21 protein-coding genes and 2 pseudogenes are annotated in these 22,611 nt (G+C 70.4%); 6 read left to right on the top strand and 17 right to left on the bottom strand.

The annotated features are described in order from the left end of the window. Positions 1–189: 189 nt before the first annotated feature. Positions 190–3,321 (bottom strand): alpha-N-acetylglucosaminidase, encoded by a 3,132-nt coding sequence (locus ABT147_RS45175; RefSeq protein ID WP_351417925.1) that lies wholly within the window; start codon positions 3,319–3,321, stop codon positions 190–192. A gap of 115 nt (positions 3,322–3,436) precedes the next feature. Between ABT147_RS45175 and ABT147_RS45170 the strand changes: the two genes are divergently transcribed. Beyond that, the gene (locus tag ABT147_RS45170) at positions 3,437–3,889 is read left to right on the top strand and encodes a hypothetical protein (RefSeq protein WP_351417923.1); all 453 of its coding nucleotides are present in this window, start codon (positions 3,437–3,439) and stop codon (positions 3,887–3,889) included. Between the two features lie 114 nt (positions 3,890–4,003). Here ABT147_RS45170 and ABT147_RS45165 read toward each other — a convergent pair whose 3' ends face one another. The 6 genes from ABT147_RS45165 to ABT147_RS45140 all read right to left on the bottom strand — a co-directional run bounded on the left by ABT147_RS45165 (position 4,004) and on the right by ABT147_RS45140 (position 10,702). Beyond that, positions 4,004–5,578 carry a DUF1996 domain-containing protein gene (locus ABT147_RS45165; RefSeq protein WP_351417920.1) on the bottom strand — a complete coding sequence of 525 codons (1,575 nt, stop codon included), beginning with the start codon at positions 5,576–5,578 and terminating at the stop codon, positions 4,004–4,006. A gap of 291 nt (positions 5,579–5,869) precedes the next feature. Further along, complete coding sequence (locus ABT147_RS45160) at positions 5,870–6,892, bottom strand: SDR family oxidoreductase (protein ID WP_351417918.1); 1,023 nt, start codon at positions 6,890–6,892, stop codon at positions 5,870–5,872. 147 nt (positions 6,893–7,039) lie between these two features. Continuing rightward, the gene (locus ABT147_RS45155) at positions 7,040–7,723 is read right to left on the bottom strand and encodes a winged helix-turn-helix domain-containing protein (protein ID WP_351417916.1); all 684 of its coding nucleotides are present in this window, start codon (positions 7,721–7,723) and stop codon (positions 7,040–7,042) included. A gap of 402 nt (positions 7,724–8,125) precedes the next feature. Beyond that, on the bottom strand, positions 8,126–9,154 hold the full coding sequence (glnII, locus tag ABT147_RS45150) for a glutamine synthetase (RefSeq protein WP_351417914.1): 1,029 nt from the start codon (positions 9,152–9,154) through the stop codon (positions 8,126–8,128). 316 nt (positions 9,155–9,470) lie between these two features. Continuing rightward, positions 9,471–10,181: an SCO2207 family protein gene (locus tag ABT147_RS45145; protein ID WP_351417911.1), complete on the bottom strand. Its 711-nt coding sequence runs from the start codon at positions 10,179–10,181 to the stop codon at positions 9,471–9,473. A gap of 161 nt (positions 10,182–10,342) precedes the next feature. Continuing rightward, positions 10,343–10,702, bottom strand: coding sequence for an arsenate reductase family protein (locus ABT147_RS45140; protein WP_351417909.1), 360 nt, complete (start codon positions 10,700–10,702; stop codon positions 10,343–10,345). Positions 10,703–10,878: 176 nt separating this feature from the next. On the opposite strand from ABT147_RS45140, the gene ABT147_RS45135 reads away from it, so the two are divergent. Together ABT147_RS45135 and ABT147_RS45130 are read left to right on the top strand one after the other, a co-directional pair. Beyond that, on the top strand, positions 10,879–11,193 hold the full coding sequence (locus ABT147_RS45135) for a hypothetical protein (protein ID WP_351417907.1): 315 nt from the start codon (positions 10,879–10,881) through the stop codon (positions 11,191–11,193). A gap of 253 nt (positions 11,194–11,446) precedes the next feature. Next, a complete protein-coding gene (locus ABT147_RS45130) occupies positions 11,447–12,094 on the top strand; it encodes a DUF4360 domain-containing protein (protein ID WP_351417928.1) in 648 nt (215 codons plus the stop codon). Positions 12,095–12,401: 307 nt separating this feature from the next. Here the strand turns inward: ABT147_RS45130 and ABT147_RS45125 are convergent, their stop codons facing one another. Both ABT147_RS45125 and ABT147_RS45120 read right to left on the bottom strand, forming a co-directional pair. Next, positions 12,402–13,598: a winged helix DNA-binding domain-containing protein gene (locus ABT147_RS45125; RefSeq protein ID WP_351417904.1), complete on the bottom strand. Its 1,197-nt coding sequence runs from the start codon at positions 13,596–13,598 to the stop codon at positions 12,402–12,404. Positions 13,599–13,746: 148 nt separating this feature from the next. Then, the gene (locus ABT147_RS45120) at positions 13,747–14,676 is read right to left on the bottom strand and encodes a phosphotransferase family protein (RefSeq protein ID WP_351417902.1); all 930 of its coding nucleotides are present in this window, start codon (positions 14,674–14,676) and stop codon (positions 13,747–13,749) included. 226 nt (positions 14,677–14,902) lie between these two features. On the opposite strand from ABT147_RS45120, the gene ABT147_RS45115 reads away from it, so the two are divergent. Then, positions 14,903–15,196, top strand: coding sequence for a hypothetical protein (locus ABT147_RS45115; protein ID WP_351417899.1), 294 nt, complete (start codon positions 14,903–14,905; stop codon positions 15,194–15,196). Between the two features lie 66 nt (positions 15,197–15,262). Here ABT147_RS45115 and pspAB read toward each other — a convergent pair. The 5 genes and pseudogenes from pspAB to glnA all read right to left on the bottom strand — a co-directional run. Next, positions 15,263–15,459, bottom strand: a pseudogene (gene pspAB / locus ABT147_RS45110) (PspA-associated protein PspAB); the annotation flags it as partial. 36 nt (positions 15,460–15,495) lie between these two features. Continuing rightward, positions 15,496–15,609 (bottom strand): annotated as a pseudogene (locus ABT147_RS47535) (zinc metalloprotease HtpX); the annotation flags it as partial. Positions 15,610–15,715: 106 nt separating this feature from the next. Next, positions 15,716–17,149 (bottom strand): HEAT repeat domain-containing protein, encoded by a 1,434-nt coding sequence (locus ABT147_RS45105; protein WP_351417897.1) that lies wholly within the window; start codon positions 17,147–17,149, stop codon positions 15,716–15,718. Between the two features lie 8 nt (positions 17,150–17,157). Continuing rightward, on the bottom strand, positions 17,158–17,415 hold the full coding sequence (locus tag ABT147_RS45100) for an SCO2583/SCO2584 N-terminal domain-containing protein (protein WP_351417894.1): 258 nt from the start codon (positions 17,413–17,415) through the stop codon (positions 17,158–17,160). A gap of 192 nt (positions 17,416–17,607) precedes the next feature. After that, complete coding sequence (gene glnA, locus ABT147_RS45095) at positions 17,608–19,017, bottom strand: type I glutamate--ammonia ligase (RefSeq protein ID WP_351417892.1); 1,410 nt, start codon at positions 19,015–19,017, stop codon at positions 17,608–17,610. A gap of 196 nt (positions 19,018–19,213) precedes the next feature. On the opposite strand from glnA, the gene ABT147_RS45090 reads away from it, so the two are divergent. Together ABT147_RS45090 and ABT147_RS45085 are read left to right on the top strand one after the other, a co-directional pair. Next, on the top strand, positions 19,214–19,681 hold the full coding sequence (locus ABT147_RS45090) for an RDD family protein (protein ID WP_351417890.1): 468 nt from the start codon (positions 19,214–19,216) through the stop codon (positions 19,679–19,681). A 49-nt stretch (positions 19,682–19,730) separates the two neighbouring features. Continuing rightward, positions 19,731–19,901: a hypothetical protein gene (locus ABT147_RS45085; RefSeq protein WP_351417887.1), complete on the top strand. Its 171-nt coding sequence runs from the start codon at positions 19,731–19,733 to the stop codon at positions 19,899–19,901. 87 nt (positions 19,902–19,988) lie between these two features. Here the strand turns inward: ABT147_RS45085 and ABT147_RS45080 are convergent, their stop codons facing one another. The 3 genes from ABT147_RS45080 to lipA form a co-directional block, all read right to left on the bottom strand. Then, positions 19,989–20,690, bottom strand: a complete 702-nt coding sequence (locus ABT147_RS45080) for a DUF4191 domain-containing protein (RefSeq protein WP_351417885.1) — start codon at positions 20,688–20,690, stop codon at positions 19,989–19,991. Between the two features lie 209 nt (positions 20,691–20,899). Further along, positions 20,900–21,103 carry an SCO2195 family GlnR-regulated protein gene (locus tag ABT147_RS45075; RefSeq protein ID WP_351417883.1) on the bottom strand — a complete coding sequence of 68 codons (204 nt, stop codon included), beginning with the start codon at positions 21,101–21,103 and terminating at the stop codon, positions 20,900–20,902. A gap of 291 nt (positions 21,104–21,394) precedes the next feature. Next, on the bottom strand, positions 21,395–22,360 hold the full coding sequence (gene lipA / locus ABT147_RS45070) for a lipoyl synthase (RefSeq protein WP_351417880.1): 966 nt from the start codon (positions 22,358–22,360) through the stop codon (positions 21,395–21,397). Positions 22,361–22,611: the final 251 nt, after the last annotated feature.

Raw genomic sequence — 22,611 nt, 5'->3', positions numbered from 1 at the left:
CCCGCGCCCCTAAAAGATCAGGCCCCTGCGGGCCTGAGAAGCACGGGGCGCAGCCCCTGCTTTTCAGGGGCGCGGGGAACTGCGCGACCAGCCCCCACCGGACCCGCAGCCGACATCCGACCCCGGGGGGTCGAAGGGGCGCAGCCCCTGATGGATGGGACGGGTAGGGGCGGCGGGGGCGAGGAAAGGCTAGGCGAGCGACCACCCACTGAACTCCACCAACCCCCGAGCCCCACTCCCCCCATTCGTCGCACTCATGAAGAGCCCCACATCCTGACCCCCCACAGCCACCCCCGGCACCACCACCGAGGCCACCACCCGCCAAGTCCGCCCTTCATCGGTCGAGCACTCCCCCACGTACGCCCCACCCGCCCCCGACCGCGTCAACCGAAGAAGCACCGGCGCCTTCACCCCCGTAATCCGCCGATACGTATCAAGCGTCCCGTCCCCCGAACCGTCGAACGACAACACCACCCCGTTCCCCGGAGTCACCGCCAGATTCAGAAACCCCGGCCCCCCGGCCACCCCAAGACGGTTCCGCACCACGATCCCCGCCCGAGCCCAGTTCCCGGTGGCCGCCTGCGAGTCGACCCGAAGCGTGACGGACGTACCGTCCCCCAGCGCCCCCGCCCGGTAGACCGTGCCGAACTCCGACGTCCCCCGCCACAGATCCACCCCACCACCGTCGATGGCGAACCGATCCCCCAACTGCCCGAAGACCGCCTCGTTGTTGCTGTACGTGCTCCACCCCGCGTCCAGCGGCCCCGCCTCGAACAGCGTCCCGTCGAAACGCCCCTCGACCCGGTCCTCACCACGGGGCCCGTACCTGACGGTGAGCGCGTAGGGCAGCGGCCGAAGCGGCCGGTCCAGCGGCGCCCCCGGCGCGTCCGCGCGCCAGCGCACCGTCCCCGACCCCGCCGCCGGCACCCCCGGCAACGATGTCGCCCCCTCCGGCTCGGCGGTCCCCTCGAACCCGGTGAGGGCGAAGTCCACCCGCCCGGTCGCCCGCAACCCGTTGACGTTGCGGAAGACCGCCGACAGCCGCGCACTCCCGCCCGGCGGCAGCACCGGCGGCTCCGCGGTGACGGACAGCGTCCCCTGGTACGGCGCCCGCGCCAGCACGTCCCGCACCCGCGCCGCCGCCCCGTAAGCGTCGCCCACCGGCCGCAGCGGATAGTCCTTCCGCTCCCGCGTCCAAGGCTCCTCGAACGCGAACCAGTCCACGGCCGCCGGAGCGGTCCCCGTCGCGAGCGCGTCCTCCAGGGTGTCGAGCCACTTCTGCCAGCGCGGGACGTAGAAGTCGGCCATGAGGCCGCTCCACTCCCGGTTGCCGTACTCGTGCAGACTGCCCGCGTCGGAGGTGGCCCGCCCGCCCCACACCGTGATCAGCGCCTTCGCCGTCCGCTCGAACTCGGCCCGCTCGGCGTCGTTCGTCGCCAGCAGCCGGGCGTCGTTCACCCACGGCCCCAGCAGGAACGCCCCGTTCGTACCCGTCACCTCGTCGGACAGCCGCATCAGCCGCAGCCAGAGCGTGGACAGCGCGCGGAAGGTGGTGAGGTCCTTGCGCCGGTAGGCCTCCCGCAGCTGCGGCAGATACTGGCGGCTGCGGTGCGCGAGCGCCTGCCGCGCCACGTCCACCACGTCGTACCGGTACGCCGGATTGCGGCGCAGCCCGCCCGCCACGCCCAGCAGCCCGGTGAGGGCCGCGTCGAAGCGGCCCGGGTCGTACGTCAGTGTCCTCGGCGCGTACTCGGCGGCCCGGTTCGCGGCGAGGTCGGGGCGGGCGCAGAACAGGGAGTCGTGCGGGTCGCTGCGCTCCACGGCCCGCTGCTGGTACGCGGTGTCGTGCAGCGCCCGCCAGGCCCGGCGGGCGGAATCGTCGCGGCCGCCGTACCGGAAGTCGGCGTACGAGGAGAACCAGGCCGCCCGGTCGAGCTTCCTCGGGGTCCAGGCCAGCTCGGAGAAGAGCTCGAAGGCCGCCGGGTCACGGTCGGTGGCCTCCGGCATGAACGCCGTGCCGACGAGCGCGCTGCCCGCCTTGTCCCGCCAGGCGAAGAACTTGTCGTTCCACAGGTGCGCGCGGGCCCCGATCGTCGTCCGGCCGCCGAAGTTGGGGATCGTGCCGAAGCAGTACGGGGTGCCGCCCCAGTCGCGTTCGCGGTCGGTCACGCTCGCGTAGCGGTCGGAGACACCGTCCACGATCAGCATCTTCGAGCGGTCGATGGCGTCCAGCAGCTCCGGCAGCGGGTTCTCCTGCCAGCCGAGGATCACCCAGGTGGCACCGGGATGCGCCTTCTGGAGCGCCTTCTCCACGCCCTGGGCCGCGTCCGGCACCGGTACGTCGCCCGCCGTGCCGCCCTCGTGCAGCAGGTCCATCTTGAAGTGGGCCGCCTCACCGAACACGTCCTTCGTGTGGCCGTAGAAGGAGGCGGCGACCCGGGCGAAGGTGTCGGTGCGCGGATCGAGCCAGTCGGGGCGCTCGAAGCCGTGCCAGATGCCCTGCGGGACGACGTGCGCGTCACCGCCGTTGCGCTCCACGAACTGTTTGGGCACGTGCCCGTAGTAGCCGGGGAGCACGGGGGACATGCCCAGCTCGCGCAGGCGGTCCGTGATGCGCCGGCCCAGTGCGGCCCGGCGGGCGATCAGCTCGGGGGAGAGGGGGCCGCCGTAGCCGGAGAGGTTCTGCAGCAGCCACCAGGGCTGGTGGGAGGGGGCGGGGAGCCAGGCCCGGGACTCCTCGTCGGAGTAGCCGAAGTCCTTCAGCAGCCGGTGGTAGACGGCCTCCATGCCCGCGATGACCAGGACCTCGTTGCAGCCGTGCGCCGCCAGGAGGTCGATCTGGTGTTCCCAGTACGGCCAGTCCGCGTACGGGGCGGTGTAGCCGTCGTTGGTGTCGTTGAGGGCGAACCGGTGGGGGAGCGCGGTCGATCTCTCCAGGGGGCGGGCCGGCGCGGGGAGGCGGCTGGGGAGGTCCAGCTGGCTGCCGTTCCAGGCGAGGTGGGCCCCGCAGACGTACTTGAGGTACCAGTGGACGCCCATCAGCAGGGTGGCGGGTGTGGTGGCCTGGACCTGGATGCGCCCGGTGGTGCCTGTGACACGGAACCGGTCGACGGTGCCGCTCCGGTCGAGCAGACTGAGCCGGAACTGTCCGGCATGACCGGGCAGCAGCCGATTGAGCGCGGAGAGCGCGGGAGCCGTATCGAAGGCGGGGCCCTCGCCGGGGCTCTCTGCGGCGTGGGCCGGGGCCGACCACTGCAGGTAGGTTCCGAGGCCGATGACACCGGCCGAGCCCAGCACCGTGCGTCGCGACGGACTGTTCATGTCTGTGTGCCCCCTGTGTCGACAGTGGCGGCACGCTAACTGGGCGACCGTCCGTGAACAACGGTGCGCACGGAGCTGGCGAGTTCACGTCGCCGGAACGGACGCGGAGGTACGGATGAGTTTGACGAGGAAGAGGCTTGCGGGCAGCGCGGCCGGCGCGGTCGCCGCCCTGCTGATGCTGACCGGCTGCGGCTCGGCCGACGACGCCGAGGCCGCCGTCCCCAAGACGGCGACCGGGACGCTGGAGCACATCGCGGGCGAGGTGGGCTGCAAGCCGGACATGCAGACGGACGCGGACACGATCCGCCAGGCCCTCTGCACGAACAAGGACGGCGACTTCGACGGCAAGTTCGTCCTCGCGACCTTCGCCACCGACCGGGGCCAGGCGGAGTGGCTCGCCGGCGCCAAGGACTACGGCGGCTACTACCTCGTCGGCCGCAAGTGGGTCGCCGTCGGTGAGAAGAAGACGGTGGGCGGGCTGCAGGGTTCGCTCGGCGGGGAGCTGCAGGAGGGGTCCGAGCACATGAACCCCGGTGGCAGCCACAACGACGGCAGCCACAGCGGCTGACCGCGCGGACCGTGAGTGTCGCGGTCCGCGCGCGTCGCGCGCCGGGGGCAAGCGAGAAGCCGGCGGTGGGAGATCCCACCGCCGGCTTCTCAGTGCCTCAGAGGCGTTTCGGTGCTACGTGCACTGCTGGCCGTTGTTGATGCACTGGACCATCTGGTTCATCGTCTCCTCGTTGAAGAAGTTGATGAAGTCGTTGTGGTCGGTGATCGGCTTGTGCAGGTTCTCCGGGAAGGAGTCGACGGCGTAGGCGCCTGTGACCTGTCCGTTCTGGATCTTCGGGGCCGGAACGTTGTACACCAGGCGGACCTGGAGCTGGGGGATGGCCTGGAAGCCGTTGGAGCAGCTGCCGTCCGCCTCGACGAAGTCGACGTGCGTGCGGTGGTTGGCGCTGTCGATGTTCTGGCCGTCCCAGCAGCTCTGGAAGAAGGACGTACGGACCACGTTGCTGCCCTGCGGGCAGATCGGGTACTTGTCCGTCACCACACGGTCCTCGAAGCCGGTGCAGCTCCAGTTCGTGTTGGCGTTGCCCAGACCGTTCACGAAGGCCTTCGCGTCACCGGTGATGATGCGAAGGGCCTGCGGCATCGCGACGACCTGGCCGCGCTTGTTGCCGACGAACTTCAGCTGGGCCTGCGCCGGCTCGACGATCTTGCCGACGTTCTTGTCCTGGCCACCGCCGGGGGCGTTGGCGTCGACGTCGTTCGAACCGTCCTGGATACGGATCACCGGCCAGAAGTACGACGACTTGTCGCCCTGGTTCTGGCAGGTGGTGTCCGCGTTCGCCAGGTCCTGGTCGCTCGCGAAGGCGTTGTTGCTCTGGTTGCCGACGTAGTCGTGCTGGTGCTGGGCGCCGTTGCTGACACCGGGGGCGACGATCACGTTGTCCGAGTTGCGGAGCTCGTTCTGGTTGGTTCCGCAGTTCGTGGTGAACGAGCCCTGCGAGCCGCCGTTGCCGTTCGCGGCGAGACCGTTGCCGTTCACGCCCTTCGGGCCGCCGTTCGGCTGAACCTGGTTGATGTTGATGAAGTCGCCCGCGACCGGGCCGTTGCCGCCCTGGCCCTGACCCTGGCCGTTACCGCCCTGGTTCTGGCCCTGGCCGTTACCGCCCTGGTTCTGGCCCTGGCCGTTACCGCCCTGGTTCTGGCCCTGGCCATTGCCTCCCTGGTTCTGGCCCTGGCCGTTGCCGCCCTGGCCCTGACCCTGACCGGCGTTGGTCTGCGCCTGGTCGGCCTTGCCCTGGCAGGTGGCGAGCTGGGCCAGCCCCTGCGGAGCCTTGCCGCCGACGCGCTTGATGTTGATGCCGATGCGGTCGATGGTGGCCGTCCGCTTGGACTTCAGCGGGCCGAGGATGGCGTTGTTGACGAATCCGGCGTCACCGGCCTGGGCCTGACGCGTGTCCGCCAGGCGCTTGTAGGCCTCGGTGATCTGCCGGTCAAGCAGCGCCAGCTCCTTGGCGACACCCGCGCGTGCGTTGCGGGGCACGTTCGTCAGCTTCTGGCCGACGTCCGGGCAGGCGATGGTGGCCACCTGAGCGGAGGCCAGTGTGCTGTTCTGCTTGGACTTCGACTCGCCCGCTGAGGCGTAGAAGTTCGCCCAGACCAGACCGCCGCCCGCGACCGCGAGCGCCGCGGATGCGGCAATGGCCCGAACGGCCAGCGGCGAACGTCGTTTGCGTGTGTTGCGTCCCATGGAACTCCTCTGACTTCCTTGCGGGGCTATCGAGGCGCCCGACAGGAGTGAAGCGGCTCCATCAAATACGCGGTGAGTCCCAGGAGTGTTCAGGCGACTCAGAAATTGATGAGAGATTCGTGGGACAAACTGGTTTCAACACCCCATGAAACACCGCCAGTTGTCGATCCCCTACGGCGTGTGCACGGTGAAGGCCCCGGGCGGGGTCCGTGAAGGGGGTGTATCGGCGGCCCTGGCCAAGATACGCGAGAACCGCCGCCCACGTGCCGATTGCCCGTTCTGCCGTGGCCTCTAGAGACCCAGCACCTTCGCCTCCACCGACGGGTCCAGTCCCACCGCCGGACGGTCCGGCCGGTGCGGCGCGACCCCGTCGAGTCCGGTCAGCCACTCCCAGGTGTCCCGTACGGTCTCCTCCACACCCCGGCAGCGCAGCCCGTCCCGTACGGCCCGTGACACGTCCGCCGAGTGCAGCGCGTCGTGCAGGTCGCTTCCCTCGGGCACCCACACCGGCAGCTGGGTCCACGGCTCGATCCCGGCGTCGAGGATCAACTCCGGTGCGGTCCACCGGAGTTCGGCAGCGCCGCCGGTCACCCGTACGCACGCGTCGAGCAGTTCACCCATGGTGGCCGTGCCCGAGGGGGCGACCAGGTTGTAGGCGCCGCTCAACCCCTGTGCCACCGCGCCGAGAATCCAGTCGGCGAGATCGCGGACGTCGACGTACTGGAGGGGGAGATCCCGAGGGCCGGGCGCCAGGACCGGTCCGCCCCGGGCGACACGGGTCAGCCACCAGGGCAGCCGGCCGATGTTCTCGTACGGCCCGAGGATCAGCCCGGAGCGTACGAGGAGCGAGCGGTCGGCGCCGAACGCCTCGACCGCGGCCAGCTCCCCGCCCCGCTTGTCGCGGGCGTAGTCCGACTGGTCGGCGTCCGCCGACGCGCCGTCCACCACGGGTGCCCGCTCGTCGTACCCGGCGGCCGGGGGCCAGGCGTACACCGAGCAACTCGACACGTATACATACTGTTTGGCCACGCCGGACAGCAGCCGGGCGGTGTCCCGAACGGCTCGCGGCGCCGCCGACCAGGTGTCGACGACGACATCCCACCCGCCCCCGCCGGAAGCGGAATCGGCGGTGGAGGCGTCGGCGAGCGCCGCGAGCCCGTCCGGTGCGGTGCGGTCGCCCAGCAACGACCGCACCCCGGCCGGAGGTGCGTGCCGTCCCCGGTGGAAGACGGTCACCTCCCAGCCGCGGGCCAGCGCCGACTCCACGACGGCGCGACCCACGAACTCCGTACCACCCAGCATCAGAAGTCTCATACCGCCGACTCTGCCCGCCGGCCGTCCGGTACGGAACGGGAATCTGCTCTCAGAAGATCCGCTCCCGGCGGATCCGCCCTCAGGAGATCCGCTCTCGGAGCATCCGGCCTCAGGAGATCTGCCGGACCGGGACGAGCGGATCCGCCGTCAACGGCCCAGCGGGGGCGTGTACTTGTACCCGACCCGCCGTACCGTCTGGATCGCCTGGCGGAACTCCGCGCCGAGCTTGCGGCGCAGCCGGGCGATGTGGACGTCGACCGTACGCCCGTCGCCCACATGCCCGTAGCCCCACACCGTGGTGACCAACTGGTCGCGGGTGTGCACCCGGTGGGGGTGCGCGACCAGGTGGGCGAGGAGTTCGAACTCCAGATAGGTGAGGTCGAGCGGCCGCCCGCCGACCTCGGCGGTGCGCTGCACGGTGTCGACGCGGACCAGCTCGTCCCCGACCTCGGCCGCACCGGAACCGGAGGCCGAAGCGGAAGCGGACACGGATGTGGACACGGAAGCGGAAGCCGCGGCGGAGCCGGTGTGGTCGAGCGGGGTCTCGTCCGGGACCGCGAACGGCAGCACCGGCGGCTGCTGGTCCGCCGGCAGCAGCACCAGGTAGCCGATCATCGGCGGCCGGCCCGGCAGCGTGGGCAGGGTGTGCTGGGGCGCGGGCAGCCAGGTGGCGCCCGGCGGCAGGAAGTCGGTGATGTCCACGACCTCGTCCCGGCCCACGGCACGCAGCCGGTGCCTGGGGGACGCGCCGGGGGAGGGGGCGGCGGCGGGCGCGGAACCCGGCGCGGCGGTCAGCGGGGCGGCGGTCGACAGAGAACGGGTGTTCGCCATGAGAGGTCAGCTCTTTCGCGCGAGAGGTTCGTCCGGGAAACCTCGGCGACCGAGTTCGTGGTCGGGACCGCCGAGGGACGTACGTCGTTCGCGCCGACCGAAGGCCGGGGTGTACGGCTTTAGAGGGCCGGCGCGTTCATCGCGCGGCAACACACCCGGTCGAAGTCATGATGCTGACGGGAAGGCCAGAAGGGCTCCAGGTCATGGCGACCCGTCGCACGTCGGTTCTGGAAGCTGGCCATGGCCCCATTGAAGCAGACACACGCCTGTTGCAGGAGTCTCCTCTCACTGCTTGGACGCTTCGTCGCGCACGGCGGGTGGAAGACGGTGGGTGGAGGAGAACGCCGGAGGGCGCCCACCGGAAACGGTGGACGCCCTCGCGGAAAAGCGGTGCGGATCGGATCAGACCTGGCCGGCCTTGTCGAGCGCGGTGCAGCAGGTGTCGACGATCAGCCGCGTCACCACGTACGGGTCGACGTTGGCGTTCGGGCGGCGGTCCTCGATGTAGCCCTTGCCGTCCTTCTCGACCTGCCACGGGATACGGACCGAGGCGCCACGGTTGGAGACACCGTAGGAGTACTCGTTCCACGGGGCGGTCTCGTGCAGACCGGTCAGACGGTCGTCGATGCCGGCGCCGTAGTTCTTGACGTGGTCGAGCGGCTTCGAGCCCTCGCCCAGCGACTCGCACGCGGTGATGATGGCGTCGTAGCCCTCGCGCATCGCCTTCGTGGAGAAGTTGGTGTGCGCGCCCGCGCCGTTCCAGTCACCCTTGGCCGGCTTGGGGTCCAGGGTGGCGGCGACGTCGAAGTCCTCGGCGGTGCGGTAGAGCAGCCAGCGGGCCACCCACAGGTGGTCGGAGACCTCCAGCGGGGAGACCGGGCCGACCTGGAACTCCCACTGGCCGGGCATGACCTCGGCGTTGATGCCGGAGATGGCGAGGCCGGCGGCCAGGCAGTTCTCCAGGTGGGCCTCGACGATGTCACGGCCGAAGATCTCGTCGGCGCCGACACCGCAGTAGTAGCCGCCCTGGGGGGCCGGGAAGCCGCCCTTGGGGAAGCCGAGCGGGGAGCCGTCCTGGAAGAAGGTGTACTCCTGCTCGATGCCGAAGATCGGCTCCTGGGAGGCGAACTTCTCGGCGACCTCGCGCAGCGCGGCACGGGTGTTGGACTCGTGCGGCGTCATGTCGATGTTGAGGACCTCGCAGAGCACGAGGACGTCGTCGCCGCCGCGGATCGGGTCCGGGCAGGAGAAGACCGGCTGGAGCACGCGGTCCGAGGAGTGCCCCTCGGCCTGGTTCGTGGAGGACCCGTCGAAGCCCCAGATCGGAAGCTCGGCACCCTTGGCGTCGTCGGCCAGAATCTTCGTCTTGGAACGGAGCTTGGCCGTCGGCTCGGTGCCGTCGATCCAGATGTACTCAGCCTTGAAGGTCACGGGCCACATCCTTCGGGGGTGGGTCACTAGGCGCATGTGCGGGTGCTGCGGCGCTGCGGCACTGAAACGCCGCGCTGATGCCGGGCAGCCTGTCAACATGCGATTTCCCGGTCATTGCTCGAATGTGAACCCCGTGTTACCTGGTGTCGCTGTGGCGCGACTCACGCCCTGGTGGACGCGCTGGTCGCACCCGTACCGGAGGCCGGTCACCGCTGTGCGCGGTGACCGGCCTCCCCGGGCGGCGGCCTCTGCTCTTCACCTCACCGTTACGAGCGGGTCCGCGCCGCCGACCGGACCGGCGTCACCCCGCCTTCTGTCAGCCCACCTTCTCGATCAGCGCGCGGCGGATCAGGAACTTGCCGGGTTCCCGGACCTGTTCGAAGGCGGAGTTGTTCAGCAGGACACAACTGCCGGAGACCGAGGTGACCTCGACGGTCGTGGACTTGTTGTTGTCCAGGTTGGTCACCCGCAGCTTCGTACCGGCCGGGAACTCGTTGCTGGACGCGGCCGGGGCCCCGCCCTCACCGGAGAGGGTGACGGTGGAGCCGTTGCACACCTGCTCGCCGGCCCCCGCGTTCCCCGTGTCACCGGCGCCGCCCGCGTTTCCGGCACCGCCCGTGTTCCCCGCGGCCTCGTCGCCCTGGGGGTCCTGAGCCGACCCCCCGGTCTCCGCGGCCGGCGCGGACGGCTGTGCGGGCTGCGCGGGTTGTGCCGCCTGGGAGCCCTGAGCCGACTCCCCGACGACGCAGTCCGACGCCTCCTGCTGGACCTTGATCTGGGCGATGACCGCCTCACGGTTGGCGATCCGGGCCGTCGACTGGGCGTCGGGGTTCGCCTTCTGGTCCGCGATGAACCGCTCGTTGTTGCCGAGCGCGGTGGCCAGGCCCTGGCAGACACTGGACTGGGCCGCGGTCTGCGCCGCGTTCGACGTGGCCGCCATGGCGAAGGCCCCGCCTCCCGCCACCGCGGCCGCGGTCACGAACAGCGCGACCTTCTTCTTCGTGCCGAGCGTTCTCCTACGCGACATGCGCGCCTCCTGTTCCCGGCGCGCCTTCGGATCGGCCGCCGGATCGGACGAGTACGCCGCTACGTACGAGATCCCGAACGAAGCTGCTCAACGGTCACAGCGAACTCTCAAGTAACCCACGTCACATCGCGCCGGGGAGCTCGCGTGCCCCGAACCGCCGCCTACCGGGACAGGGCGTCCCGTACCGCCTCGTCCGTGCGGGCCACCACCGCCGTGCCGTCGTCGGCGGTGATGATCGGCCGCTGGATGAGCTTCGGGTGCTCGGCGAGCGCCTCGATCCACCGGTCGCGCGCACCGGCGTCCCGGGCCCACTCCTTGAGACCGAGCTCCTTGGCGGCGGCCTCCTGGGTGCGGGTGATGTCCCACGGTTCGAGTCCGAGCCGGTCCAGTACGGCGCGGATCTCGTCCTCGCTCGGGACGTCCTCCAGATAGCGGCGGACGGTGTAGTCGGCGCCCTCGGCGTCCAGCAGGCTGATCGCGCTACGGCACTTGGAACAGGCCGGATTGATCCAGATCTCCATGCCGCACACCGTAGCCAACGGGGCGCGAAAACCCGTGTTCCACGTCTGTCACAGGACCGCTCAAATGCCTTCTGGCCAGGGGCGATTGTCAGTGGGGGGTAGTAAAATAGAAGCAGTGTTCGAGGGTTGTCGACGGGGGATTCCGTCGGTGCCCAGACCGCGACAGGAGGATGTCCGTGCCCGCTGCCGCACTGAAGTCGAAGCCGTTGCCCACCCAGTCCACCGCTCAGCGCCCCGTCCTGCTCGACCTGCCCTACGAGCCGGTGGTGAAGCACACGCTGCCGCCGGGCCGTCCGCGTGAGTGGTACATCACCCACAACCGGCGTCTGAAGGCCATGCGCCTCGCGATCGCCCTGCTCGACTCCGGTGTCCACATGCCGAACCAGGCGCGCAACGAGACGATCCGGAGCACGGCGGAGGTCATCGGTGTGCACCCGCCGTCGGACACCACGTGCCACATGGTGCGGGCGCTGATGCGCTACAGCCGCTGACGCGGCAGCCCGGCCGAATCTCCGGTGCCGTCCATTCCGCAGGGGTGGGCGGCATCGGCGTTCGCCGGAGAGGGAGGGTGATCTCCGGCCGCCAGGGTTGGCCGGAGATCGCCCTAGCCCTGCCCGCCCCGCGTCCATACGATGCGGTCGCCCCTCGGTCTTCACAGCTCATTCACAGACTGGGCCATCCTGGATCGTGGGGTACTCGCACATGCCTATTGACATGTGCATGACTCTGATCGGAGAACCCCCCATGGTTCGTGGTCTCCTTCTGGGCGGCGCCGTCGCCGCCCTCTTCGCTAGTGCGCTTCCCGCGCAGGCCGATTCCCCGTTCGAGGACCCGCCCCCGGACAAGATCATCATCAAGGTCGCCACGGTGAACGGCTCCGGCTGTCCCCAGGGCACGGCCGCGGTCGCCGTCTCGCCGGACAACACCGCGTTCACGGTGACCTACAGCGACTACCTCGCCCAGATCGGCGGCGGCGCCCCGTCGACCGCGTTCCGCAAGAACTGCCAGCTCAACCTGATCGTCCACGTTCCCGGCGGCTTCACCTACGCCATCGCCAGCGTCGACTACCGAGGCTTCGCCTCGCTGCAGCGCGGGGCGAGCGGCGTCGAGAAGGCCTCGTACTACTTCCAGGGCTCCCCGGACACGGCCTCCAGAACCCACACGTTCAACGGCCCCTACGAGGACAACTGGCAGGCCACGGACGAGACCGACTGGGCCCAGCTGGTGTGGGCGCCCTGTGGGGTCGAGCGCAACTTCAACATCAACACGGAGCTGCGGGTCAACCGGGGGTCGTCGCCGGCCAGTAGCACGAGCTTCATGACCATGGACTCGACGGACGGTGACATCAGCACGATCTACCACCTGGCGTGGAAGGAGTGCCCGCCGAAGTGAGCCGTGGCGCCGGGTGCCCGCCTGATGTTCCTGGGCACCCGGCGCTGTTGTGTACCTCGTCGGGGGTGGTTGTCCGTCCGCGGCCCGGTGGGGGCGGGCCGCGCAGTTCCCCGCGCCCCTGAGAAGCAGGGGCTGCGCCCCGTGCTTTTCAACCTCGCAGCCCCGTCGCCTTTCAGGCAGCCTGCGGGGCCGTGGCCCCTCAGGCCCGCAGGGGCCTGAAGCTTTTAGGGGCGCGAGGAACTGCGCGACCAGCCCCCACTCACCCGCAGCCGCCACGCAACCGATTCCCCCGAGCTCTCCCGCGAACTCACGCCGACGCCGACGCCAACTCCTTCTCCAACGGCGTCCGAAACCGCGGCGTAACCCGTGTGTCCCCCACCCACCCCCGCAACCGCGCAGCCTCCGCCCGGATCGCCGCCTCCCCCTCCCGCCCGACCCCCTCCGCATCCAGCACCCGCCAGACGATCTCCCCGTCGCCCGCCCGCTGGGCCCAACCCCCCACCACCCGCCCGTTCCACCACACCGTCGGCCCGACATTGCCGCTGTAGTCGAAGAGGGCGGCCCGGAGCTCGGGGGCGAGATACCAGTCCCGTTGCCGCCACCCCATCGCCGTCGGGTCAAGCGCGGGAAGCAGCGCGGCCCAGGGCTCCCCGGGGTCGCCGACCGGCGCCTCGTCCTCCGCGGTCACATACCCCGTGCCCTCGTCCAGCGTCACGGCCCGCGCCCCGATCGCGGCCAACGCCCGGCGGACCTCGGTGACCCGCCACCCCGTCCACCACTTCAGATCCGCCTCGGTCGCCGGCCCGCAGACCGCCAGCCACCGGCCCAGCAGCGACGCCTGGGCCTCGGCCACGTCCAGCTCGGGGTGCGCGGGCGCCACGGCCCAGCGGAACTGGCTGGACGTCCAGGAACCGAGCGGCCGCCCCCGTACGACCCGGCCCTCCACCCCCAACACCTTCAGCAGCCGCGTCGAAACGGAGTGCGTCCCCTCATAGCTCTTCCCGGCCGCGTACACGAACCGCTGCCGCAACCTCGGTTCGTCCTCGGCGAGTTCGGACGCGGTCGCCTGGCCGCGCCGGGCCAGCGCGGCCAGCGCCGACTCCTCGACCTCTTTCAGCCAAGCCGCGTCCGGCGCCCCGGCCGCCGCCATGTCCTTCAACAGCGCGGCCCGCTCCCTCGCGGCGACCGTGATGCCGGTCGAGGCGTGCACCACGGCGGCCAGCTCCGTGGGGAAGACGAACACGGTGTGCCGCATACCGTGCATACGGACGAGCGTCCGGTCCGTGTACAGCGCCCGCTCGGTCTCGGCCACCGTCCGCCCCGGATCGGCGAGCCGCGCACCCACGGCGAGATGCACGGTCGCGGGGTCGGAACCGTGCAGCGCGACCAGCGCGTCGGCCACCTCCTCCGGCGCTGCCACCCGCACCGATCCGGCCAGCCGCTGCCGCAGCCCCAGCCGCACCTGCCGCTCGGCCACCCCGACATACCGCCGCCCGTCACCCATCCCCGCCCCCTCCACCTGCACGCCACGCCCGTCACACTGCCCGAGGCCCCGCCGTCCGAAGTCCTCGCCCGCATCCTCCCGGACACCACTGACAATCGGGCACGACTGACAATCGGGCACCAATGACAATCGGGCGCCACGGACACCACTACACGTAGCGCTCCAGCACCCCGCCCACATACGCCTCCAGCCGTGCCCCCAGCACCTCCGGTGTCAGATCCGTCCGCCCCAGCTCCCGCCAGGGCACCGCGACCTTCTCCGCGTCGGGCGCGTAGGCGAGGGCGTCCAGCAGCCGCCAGTACAAGTGGTCCTGGTTCTGGGCCAGTCGGCGCCCACCTTGCGCCTCGTACCGCCCGCGGAACCCGATCCCGTACTCCGCCCCGTACAACAACGCCAACGCGGTCGAGCAGTGGGCCACATCGAGATCCGCCGGCCCCCACGAGGTCTCCACCCAGTCCACGACCCCGCTGATCCGCAGCCCGCCGCCCGCGCCCGTGAACAGGACGTTCCCGGGATGGAAGTCCCGGTGCAGGAAGCATCCTTCGTATGCCGGCGCCTCCCGCCGGATCACGTCCACGGCCCGCTCCCACAACGGCCCGACAGGCGTGGTGACCCGCTCGGGGGAGGTCCAGGCCTGATACGTACGAGGCCGTTCCTCCGGTACGACCGCGTGGATCCGGGCGAGCTGCCCGGCGAGCAGGTCCAGCCGCGCCTCCAGGTCCGCGTCCTCCTCCACCCGTACAGTCCCGGGCAGCAGGGACATCAACAGCGAGGGATGGTCGGTGAGTTCGGCGGTGGGGTCGACGGCGTGCAGACGAGGCGCGGGGATGCCGTCGTACGAGGCGAGCAGCGTGAGCATCGTGGCCTCACGGTTCAACAGCCCGGGAGCGTGCTGCCGGAAGAACGGCTTCACGAACGACCGCAGGACGAGCCCTGTCCCGTCGTCCAGCGTCAGCCGCCGCATCCGCGAGGTCCAACCGCCGCGCAGATCAGCCCAGTTCCGTACCGTGCGGCCCTCCGGCAGCTGCTTGTCCACCCATGCGCGGGTCGCCGCCCACCCTTGATCGTCAAGTCGCATGGGCCCAGCATCCCGATAAACGGGATGCCTCCGCACCCGTCACACCGGCATCCTGGAGATGCGCAGCGGAATCCGCGGAGACCGGTCCCGCGCAGGACGGGCACCACTTTCCGGCCCCGGGGCTACTCTTCCACGCACAGCCAACGCGCACAGCCAACGCCCAGCCAACACACGCTCATCGCATCACGATCACCATCACCCACGCCACGCCCCGAGGAGTCCCGTCATGGGCACCTTGATCCTTTCGGCGACCATGGTTCTGGTCGTCATGGGTTTCTCCAACCAAGTCCTCTGGCTGGCCGCAGTCGCCCTGCTCTACCTGTACGTCCGCTACGGCCGCACGGGGGGAGGCTCGGCGACGTCCTCGTCGGGTTCCCCGGCGAGCGGCGGCTCGGCCCAGCCCGCTTCGTACCGCGCGTACCGCGCTCGCCGTGACCAGCAGGCGAAGTGGGAGCGCCGCTACCGCCGCGAACGGCCGACGGAGACCCGTCGGCAGAACCGCGACAAGGGCGCCAAGTAGCGACGAAGCCGCCCGGGAACGACGAGCGAGCACAGCGAACAGGCAGTCAGGGCGCCCCGGGGCAGTTCACAGCCCCGGGGTACCCCAGACGGGAACCACCGGTTCAGCTCGGGTTCGACCTTCAACTCGTCCCCGAGGGCGGCCCGCACCCGCAGCTCCAGCGCGTTGTCCCGCCGCGGCCCCGCACCCGGCGGACCCGCCACCGGCGCGAACGGATAGAACGTCCCGCGCTTGTAGAGACAGACGACCCCGACCCGCCCACCGCCCAGCTCTCCGCGGGCGGCCCTCGGCACTCGCCTCCGCAGCAGCACGATCAGCACGGCCACGAACACCACATACAGCAACCCGAGCAGAAACAACGTGCCCGTCATCCGCACGACCAGCCGAGGATCACTCCGAAACCGCTCAGCCATCCCAACCACCTCCACACTCAGGCAGTCACTCGTCCCGCTCTCAAGTGGGCGCCCGGGCGCCCCCAAGAAGCGGTCGAGACCAGCCCCCGGCAGGGCAGGGGCAGGCTCAGCCGCCGAGCCCGGCCTCCCGTTTCCGGTTCCGCAGCACGTAGTCGCTGAACAGGTGGCGACCACGGTCGAGAAGCTCGCCCACTTCCGTGTCCCCGAGCCGGACGTCCGCCGACGGATGCCAGCCCTGCACGGACTGCCCGGCCCAGGTCCGCAGCCTGCCGTCCGGGTCGTCCAGCAGCGCCACGGCCGCCCGCAGCCGCACGATCCCACCCCGTGCGTCCAGCAACCGGAACGCCGCGACCCGTGTGTGGCGCGACCGCTCGGTCCCGAGCCGTTCGGTCAGCCATTCCTCGGGCAGCCGCTCCGCCGACGGCAGCAGGGAGGCGGTCGTCTCGCGGACGACCCCGGGGGCGGGATCGTCGAGCAAGGGCCGCAGCCGCCGTACGTCGGACACGTCCAGGAGCCGCAGGGCCGCCACGGCACGGGCCCGTACGCCGGGCGCCGGATGGGAGAGCAGCGGCCACAGCAGTTCGGCGTCCGTCCGCTCCCCGCACTCGGCGAGCCCGATGACATGCCCGGGCCGCAGCGCCGGGTCGTCCGTCGCCGTGCACCAGGCCCGGTGCAGCGGCGCCGGATCGTTCCCGTGGCGCCGTAGGACATACCGCGCACAGGCCCGTACCAGCGCCGACCGGTCGCCCAGGAACTCCACCGCGCGTTCCGGCCGCCCGGCCCGTCGCAACGCGGTGACTCCGGCGGAACGGGCACGCGGGTTACGGGCGGCGAGGAGGGGTTCGAGCACGTCGTCGTAGGACGCCTCCGGTACGGCGGTGGTCCATGCGGCGTCGGCGCACAGGCTCTGGACGACTGCGTCACCGTCCCGGGCGGCGGCGCGGGCGAGCTCGACGGGGGAGAGGAGCCGTTCCTCGATCGCCAGGCGGTACGCCAAGCGGCGTACGGCACGGTCGTGCGCGGTGAAGAGAGGCGTGAGCCGGTCCGAAGGAGCTCGGCGGAGCACGTCGGTGAGCATCTCGGCGGCGAAGGCCCCTCGGTCGCGACGGCCGACGAGCAGGATGACCGGCGCCAGGGCGACGGCGGTGCCCATGTCGAGCGCCTCCGCCAGCAGAGCCCGGGCGCACTCACGTACCGGCGCGGCCCAGTCGGCGGCCCGGACGACGACCAGCGGCAGAAGATCCGCATACGCCATGGCCGGCCGCAGCGCCGCCTCCCGCACCCGGCCGTCGTGGTGGCACAGGGCGAGCGCGAGCCCGGCCTCGGTGAGTTCCCCGCGGCGCGGGATGATGCCGCGCCAGATGCGCCGGCCCTCCACCTCGCCCAGCGTCGGCAGCTCGTCCCGCCCGATCCAGCAGCGGGTGCCCGCGTCCAGGTCGAGCCAGGCGCCGGGAGCGGTGACATCGACCGATTCCCGCAGCGTCCCGCCCCGCATGAGCCGACGAGCGGCGTCGCCCCCGCCACGGAGGTCTTCGCGCATGTCCGCCCTCAGTACGACGACCGGTAGTTGACGTACCCGATCAACGCGATCAGCCCCGCCACACACCCGAACACGATCACCGTCGACACCCACGACGACCGTCGCGGCACCCTCGGCCCAGGATCGGCGCGGAAGGGCTGCGGCTCGGGCGGGTTCTCCTTCCAGCGCGCGGCGAGCATCCGGGCCCGAGCGGAGGGCTCCTTGAGCTCGGCGTTGTCCGCCCACTTGATGTCGAACTCGCGCTCGTCGTCGTCCTGTTCGGGCATCCCCGTGTCTCCCCGTAGTCTCTTCGAACAGTCGTGCCAGAACCATACGACCCAGAACCATACGACGGCGCCCCCGTCCCGGAAAGCGGGAACGGGGGCGCCGTTGTGAGGACCGCAGGACTACAGGACCAGGACTGCAGGACTACGCGTCGAGCATGACGAGCGTGACGACCGACTCGGCCGCCGTGCCGATCACACGTCGAAGTACAGCTCGAACTCGTGCGGGTGCGGGCGCAGCTGCAGCGGGGCGATCTCGTTGGCGCGCTTGTAGTCGATCCACGTCTCGATCAGGTCCGGCGTGAAGACGTCGCCCTGGAGGAGGAACTCGTGGTCGCGCTCAAGCGAGTCGAGGACGGCCGGGAGGGAGGTCGGGACCTGCGGGACGCCCGCGTGCTCCTCGGGGGCCAGCTCGTAGAGGTCCTTGTCGATCGGCTCGGCCGGCTCGATCTTGTTCTTGATGCCGTCGAGGCCCGCGAGGAGCAGCGCCGAGAAGGCGAGGTACGGGTTGCCGGAGGAGTCGGGCGCGCGGAACTCGACGCGCTTGGCCTTCGGGTTCGACCCCGTGATCGGGATACGCATGGCCGCGGAGCGGTTGCGCTGCGAGTAGACCAGGTTGACCGGGGCCTCGAAGCCGGGCACCAGGCGGTGGTACGAGTTCACCGTCGGGTTGGTGAAGGCCAGCAGCGACGGGGCGTGCTTGAGGATGCCGCCGATGTAGAAGCGGGCGGTGTCCGACAGGCCCGCGTAACCGGCCTCGTCGTAGAAGAGCGGGGAGCCGCCCGACCACAGCGACTGGTGGACGTGCATGCCCGAGCCGTTGTCACCGAAGATCGGCTTCGGCATGAAGGTCGCGGTCTTGCCGTTGCGCCAGGCCACGTTCTTCACGATGTACTTGAAGAGCTGGAGGTCGTCGGCCGCGGCGAGCAGCGTGTTGAACTTGTAGTTGATCTCGGCCTGGCCGGCGGTGCCCACCTCGTGGTGCTGGCGCTCGACCTGGAGGCCGGACTTGGCCAGCTCCAGGGAGATCTCGGCACGCAGGTCGGCGAAGTGGTCGACCGGCGGGGTCGGGAAGTAACCGCCCTTGTAGCGGACCTTGTAACCGCGGTTGTCCTCCAGCGCACCGGTGTTCCAGGCGCCCGCCTCGGAGTCGATGTGGTAGAAGGACTCGTTCGCCGAGGTGGCGAAACGCACGCTGTCGAAGACGTAGAACTCGGCCTCGGGGCCGAAGTAAGCGGTGTCGGCGATACCGGTCGACGCGAGGTACGCCTCCGCCTTCTTCGCCACGTTCCGCGGGTCACGGGAGTACTGCTCGCCCGTGATCGGGTCGTGGATGAAGAAGTTGATGTTGACCGTCTTGTCGCGGCGGAACGGGTCGACGCGCGCGGTGGACAGGTCGGCGCGGAGCGCCATGTCGGACTCGTGGATGGCCTGGAAGCCGCGGATCGAGGAGCCGTCGAAGGCGAGCTCCTCGGCCGGGTCGAAGGCCTCCGCAGGGATCGTGAAGTGCTGCATCACGCCCGGCAGGTCGCAGAAGCGGACGTCGACGAACTTGACGTCCTCGTCCGCGATGTACTTCTTGGCCTCGTCGGCGTTCTGGAACATCCAGCTCCTCCTACTCCCGACGTCCTGCCGGGGTGGTAGTTCGTTCGTGCTGCCAGTGCGGTGGCACACGCTGTCGTCGACCCTAGGGACGGGTGGTTTCTCGTACGTGACCCATTTGTTTCGCGCAAGTTAACCGGACATCCCACCCCGCACCCCACCTGTCCGTATGGCAGAACGGTGGCAGTACCGTGGTCGGGTGGACAAGAGGCAAGCAATCGGATCGTGGCTCTCGGGCCCCCGCGAAGCCGCGGAGGAAGCCGGAATCGACTTCGGATACCGGGGAGAGCAGCTCGGTCTGCCCGAGGAGGGCAAGGGCTCCATCGCCCGCCCCGGCCGCCGCCTCGGCGCCCTCGCCGTCGACTGGGGTCTCTGCCTCTTGATCGCATACGGCCTGATCACCGACGGCTACGACCAGGCCACCAGCAACTGGGCCCTGCTCATCTTCTTCCTGCTTCACGCCCTCACGCTGGGCACCATCGGCTTCACTCCGGGCAAGCGCCTCTTCGGCCTCCGCGTCGTCGCCCAGGACACCGGCACGGTGAACCCCTGGCGCGCCCTCGTCCGTACGGCCCTGCTCTGCCTCGCCATCCCCGCCCTGGTCTGGGACCGCGACGGCCGGGGCCTGCACGACCGGCTCGCGCGCACGGTCGAGGTCAGGATCTGATCCCCGCACGACCCGCACCGGCTCCCGCTGACCGGCCAGTGGCATCCCTGTGCGCCCCGACCTCGGCGGCGCCGATCCGGAGCGGATCCTCGTCATGGAGATGCGCTTCCTCAACGCCAAGGCGGCACTGAGGACCTTCGTCCTGAAGGTGCCTTACTACGGGGGAGACCTGGAGGACGGCCGGCCGGCGGACCTGGTGCTGGAGCCCGTCGTCCGGTAGCCCCCGACAGCCGAAGGGCCGGCCCGGAACCCATGGACTTCACGGGTTCCGGGCCGGCCCTTCATCAAGTGGCGGTCGGTCGGCGTCTCAACGGGCCTTGGGGCCGCCCTTCGGCATCCGCATGCCCTTGGGCATCGGGCCCTTGGGGAGGGGCATGTTGCTCATCAGGTCGCCCATCGCGCGCAGCCGGTCGTTGGTGGCGGTCACCTGGGGGCCGGAGAGGACGCGCGGCAGCTTGAGCATGGTCGTGCGGAGCTTCTTCAGCTCGACCTGACCGTCACCCGTGCCCACGACCAGGTCGTGCACCGGGACGTCCGCCACGATGCGGGCCATCTTCCGCTTCTCGGCGGCCAGCAGGCTCTTCACCCGGTTCGGGTTGCCCTCGGCGACCAGGACGATGCCGGCCTTGCCGACCGCCCGGTGCACCACGTCCTGGCTGCGGTTCATCGCCACCGCGGGGGTCGTGGTCCAGCCACGGCCCACGTTGTCCAGCACCGCGGCCGCGGCACCCGGCTGGCCCTCCATCTGCCCGAACGCGGCCCGCTCGGCCCGCCGTCCGAACACGATCGCCGTCGCGAGGAAGGCGAGCAGGAGGCCCAGGATGCCGAGATAGATGGGGTGACCGATCAAGAAACCGATCGCGAGGAAGACACCGAAGGTGATGATTCCGACAGCCGCGAGTACAAGACCGATCTTCTTGTCGGCCCTGCGGGTCATCTTGTACGTCAGAGCGATCTGCTTGAGTCGCCCGGGGGTCGCAGCGTCCGCTGCGGGTTCCTTCCTCGCCATGGCACGAAGTCTACGTGTCCGGGGGAGCGGGGACGACGGCGGTGCCGGTGGGGACCGGAGACCGGTGCGGCGCTGGGGAAGCGGCGCCGGGCGGCGGCGGTGCCGGCGTGGAACGGCGGTCGTGCGCGAGCGAGGTCGTGCGGGGTCGTGCGGGGTCGTGCGGGGTCGTTCGAGCCGTGCGAGATGGTGCGGGGAGAAGCGGGCCGTGGTTACGAGGTGCGCGAGGCGACGGCGGCTTCGAGGACGCGCTCGGCCTCGACGCGGTCCTTGGCGCGGCGGCGGTCCTCCAGGACGGAGGTCCAGGCGTTGCGACGGGCGGTGCGCTGACCACTGCTCATGAGCAGCGACTCGACGGCACGGAGTGCATCGGTGAACGACGGGATCGCTGTGGCACGAACGGGTGCGGCCTGCATGGGAGGTCCCCCCTCGGGATGGCTGCTCTGGCTAGGACCCTGTACCGGGTGTGAAACCAGGGTCACTGATTGGTGTTACCAGGGCGTGACCGACCGGTCAAACGGCAGTGAAGCCTTGATGCGGCGCCCTCAAACCTCGACGCGGCCCTGACACTGCCCTCATCTGCGAGGACGGTCAGGACCGCGGTCAATCGGCCATTACTGGCGAGTAGCTGCTTGTGCTCAGATTCACACGATCTGATGGCACTGCGTGCCATTTGGCGGAAGGGCCGGTGAGGGGCGGCGACGGGGTCAGACGGCCTGCGAAGCGGCGTACGCGCCGCGCTTCTCGACGGCCATCTGGTACAGACGGCCGGCGCGGTACGAGGAGCGGACCAGCGGGCCGGACATCACACCGGAGAAACCGATCTCGTCGGCCTCCTGCTTCAGCTCGACGAACTCCTGCGGCTTGACCCAGCGCTCCACGGGGTGGTGGCGGACGCTCGGACGCAGGTACTGGGTGATCGTGACCAGCTCGCAGCCGGCGTCGTGCAGCTGCTTCAGCGCCTCACTGACCTCCTCGCGGGTCTCGCCCATGCCGAGGATCAGGTTCGACTTCGTGACCAGACCGTAGTCCCGGGCCTCGGTGATGACCTTCAGGGAGCGCTCGTAGCGGAAGCCGGGGCGGATGCGCTTGAAGATCCGGGGGACCGTCTCGACGTTGTGCGCGAACACCTCGGGGCGGGAGGCGAAGACCTCCTCCAGCAGCTCCGGTACGGCGTTGAAGTCGGGCGCCAGCAGCTCGACCTTGGTCTGGCCGGACTCGCGCCCCGCCGTCTGCTGGTGGATCTGGCGGACCGTCTCGGCGTACAGCCAGGCGCCGCCGTCCTCCAGGTCGTCACGGGCCACGCCGGTGATGGTGGCGTAGTTCAGGTCCATGGTGACCACGGACTCGCCGACGCGGCGGGGCTCGTCGCGGTCGAGGGCCTCGGGCTTGCCGGTGTCGATCTGGCAGAAGTCGCAGCGGCGGGTGCACTGGTCGCCGCCGATGAGGAAGGTGGCCTCGCGGTCCTCCCAGCATTCGTAGATGTTGGGGCAGCCCGCCTCCTGGCAGACCGTGTGCAGCCCCTCGCTCTTCACGAGCGCCTGCATCTTCGTGTACTCGGGGCCCATTTTCGCCCGGGTCTTGATCCACTCGGGCTTGCGCTCGATGGGGGTCTGGCTGTTCCGGACCTCCAGGCGCAGCATCTTGCGTCCGTCGGGTGCGACTGCGGACACATCGGCTCCCTGTGCTTCGATTCTTCGGCGTCCACCAGGGTACGCCCGTACGGTTCTCGGTCCCCGGGGTGGGCAACCTTCGGCTTCGCGGTGGCATTCCCTTCGCCCCCGCCGCCCCTACCCGTCCCATCCCAGGGGCTGCGCCCCTTCGACCCCCTGGGGCGGTTGTTCGTCTGCGGGTGCGTGGGGGCTTCTCGCGCAGTTCCCCGCGCCCCTAGAGGGCCTGCGGCCCTCCCCGTCCTAGCGTGGAC

Origin of the sequence: Streptomyces sp. NPDC001868, from assembly GCF_040297125.1 — a bacterium.
Taxonomy (GTDB): domain Bacteria; phylum Actinomycetota; class Actinomycetes; order Streptomycetales; family Streptomycetaceae; genus Streptomyces.
This window is presented reverse-complemented; position numbering and strand designations above follow the sequence as displayed.

Coding starts and splice junctions, on each gene's coding strand:
- ABT147_RS45175 (WP_351417925.1), bottom strand. CDS start 3,321: ATGAACAGTCCGTCGCGACGCACGGTGCTGGGCTCGGCCGGTGTCATC.
- ABT147_RS45170 (WP_351417923.1), top strand. CDS start 3,437: ATGAGTTTGACGAGGAAGAGGCTTGCGGGCAGCGCGGCCGGCGCGGTC.
- ABT147_RS45165 (WP_351417920.1), bottom strand. CDS start 5,578: ATGGGACGCAACACACGCAAACGACGTTCGCCGCTGGCCGTTCGGGCC.
- ABT147_RS45160 (WP_351417918.1), bottom strand. CDS start 6,892: ATGAGACTTCTGATGCTGGGTGGTACGGAGTTCGTGGGTCGCGCCGTC.
- ABT147_RS45155 (WP_351417916.1), bottom strand. CDS start 7,723: ATGGCGAACACCCGTTCTCTGTCGACCGCCGCCCCGCTGACCGCCGCG.
- ABT147_RS45145 (WP_351417911.1), bottom strand. CDS start 10,181: ATGTCGCGTAGGAGAACGCTCGGCACGAAGAAGAAGGTCGCGCTGTTC.
- ABT147_RS45140 (WP_351417909.1), bottom strand. CDS start 10,702: ATGGAGATCTGGATCAATCCGGCCTGTTCCAAGTGCCGTAGCGCGATC.
- ABT147_RS45130 (WP_351417928.1), top strand. CDS start 11,447: ATGGTTCGTGGTCTCCTTCTGGGCGGCGCCGTCGCCGCCCTCTTCGCT.
- ABT147_RS45125 (WP_351417904.1), bottom strand. CDS start 13,598: ATGGGTGACGGGCGGCGGTATGTCGGGGTGGCCGAGCGGCAGGTGCGG.
- ABT147_RS45120 (WP_351417902.1), bottom strand. CDS start 14,676: ATGCGACTTGACGATCAAGGGTGGGCGGCGACCCGCGCATGGGTGGAC.
- ABT147_RS45115 (WP_351417899.1), top strand. CDS start 14,903: ATGGGCACCTTGATCCTTTCGGCGACCATGGTTCTGGTCGTCATGGGT.
- ABT147_RS45105 (WP_351417897.1), bottom strand. CDS start 17,149: ATGCGCGAAGACCTCCGTGGCGGGGGCGACGCCGCTCGTCGGCTCATG.
- ABT147_RS45100 (WP_351417894.1), bottom strand. CDS start 17,415: ATGCCCGAACAGGACGACGACGAGCGCGAGTTCGACATCAAGTGGGCG.
- glnA (WP_351417892.1), bottom strand. CDS start 19,017: ATGTTCCAGAACGCCGACGAGGCCAAGAAGTACATCGCGGACGAGGAC.
- ABT147_RS45080 (WP_351417885.1), bottom strand. CDS start 20,690: ATGGCGAGGAAGGAACCCGCAGCGGACGCTGCGACCCCCGGGCGACTC.
- ABT147_RS45075 (WP_351417883.1), bottom strand. CDS start 21,103: ATGCAGGCCGCACCCGTTCGTGCCACAGCGATCCCGTCGTTCACCGAT.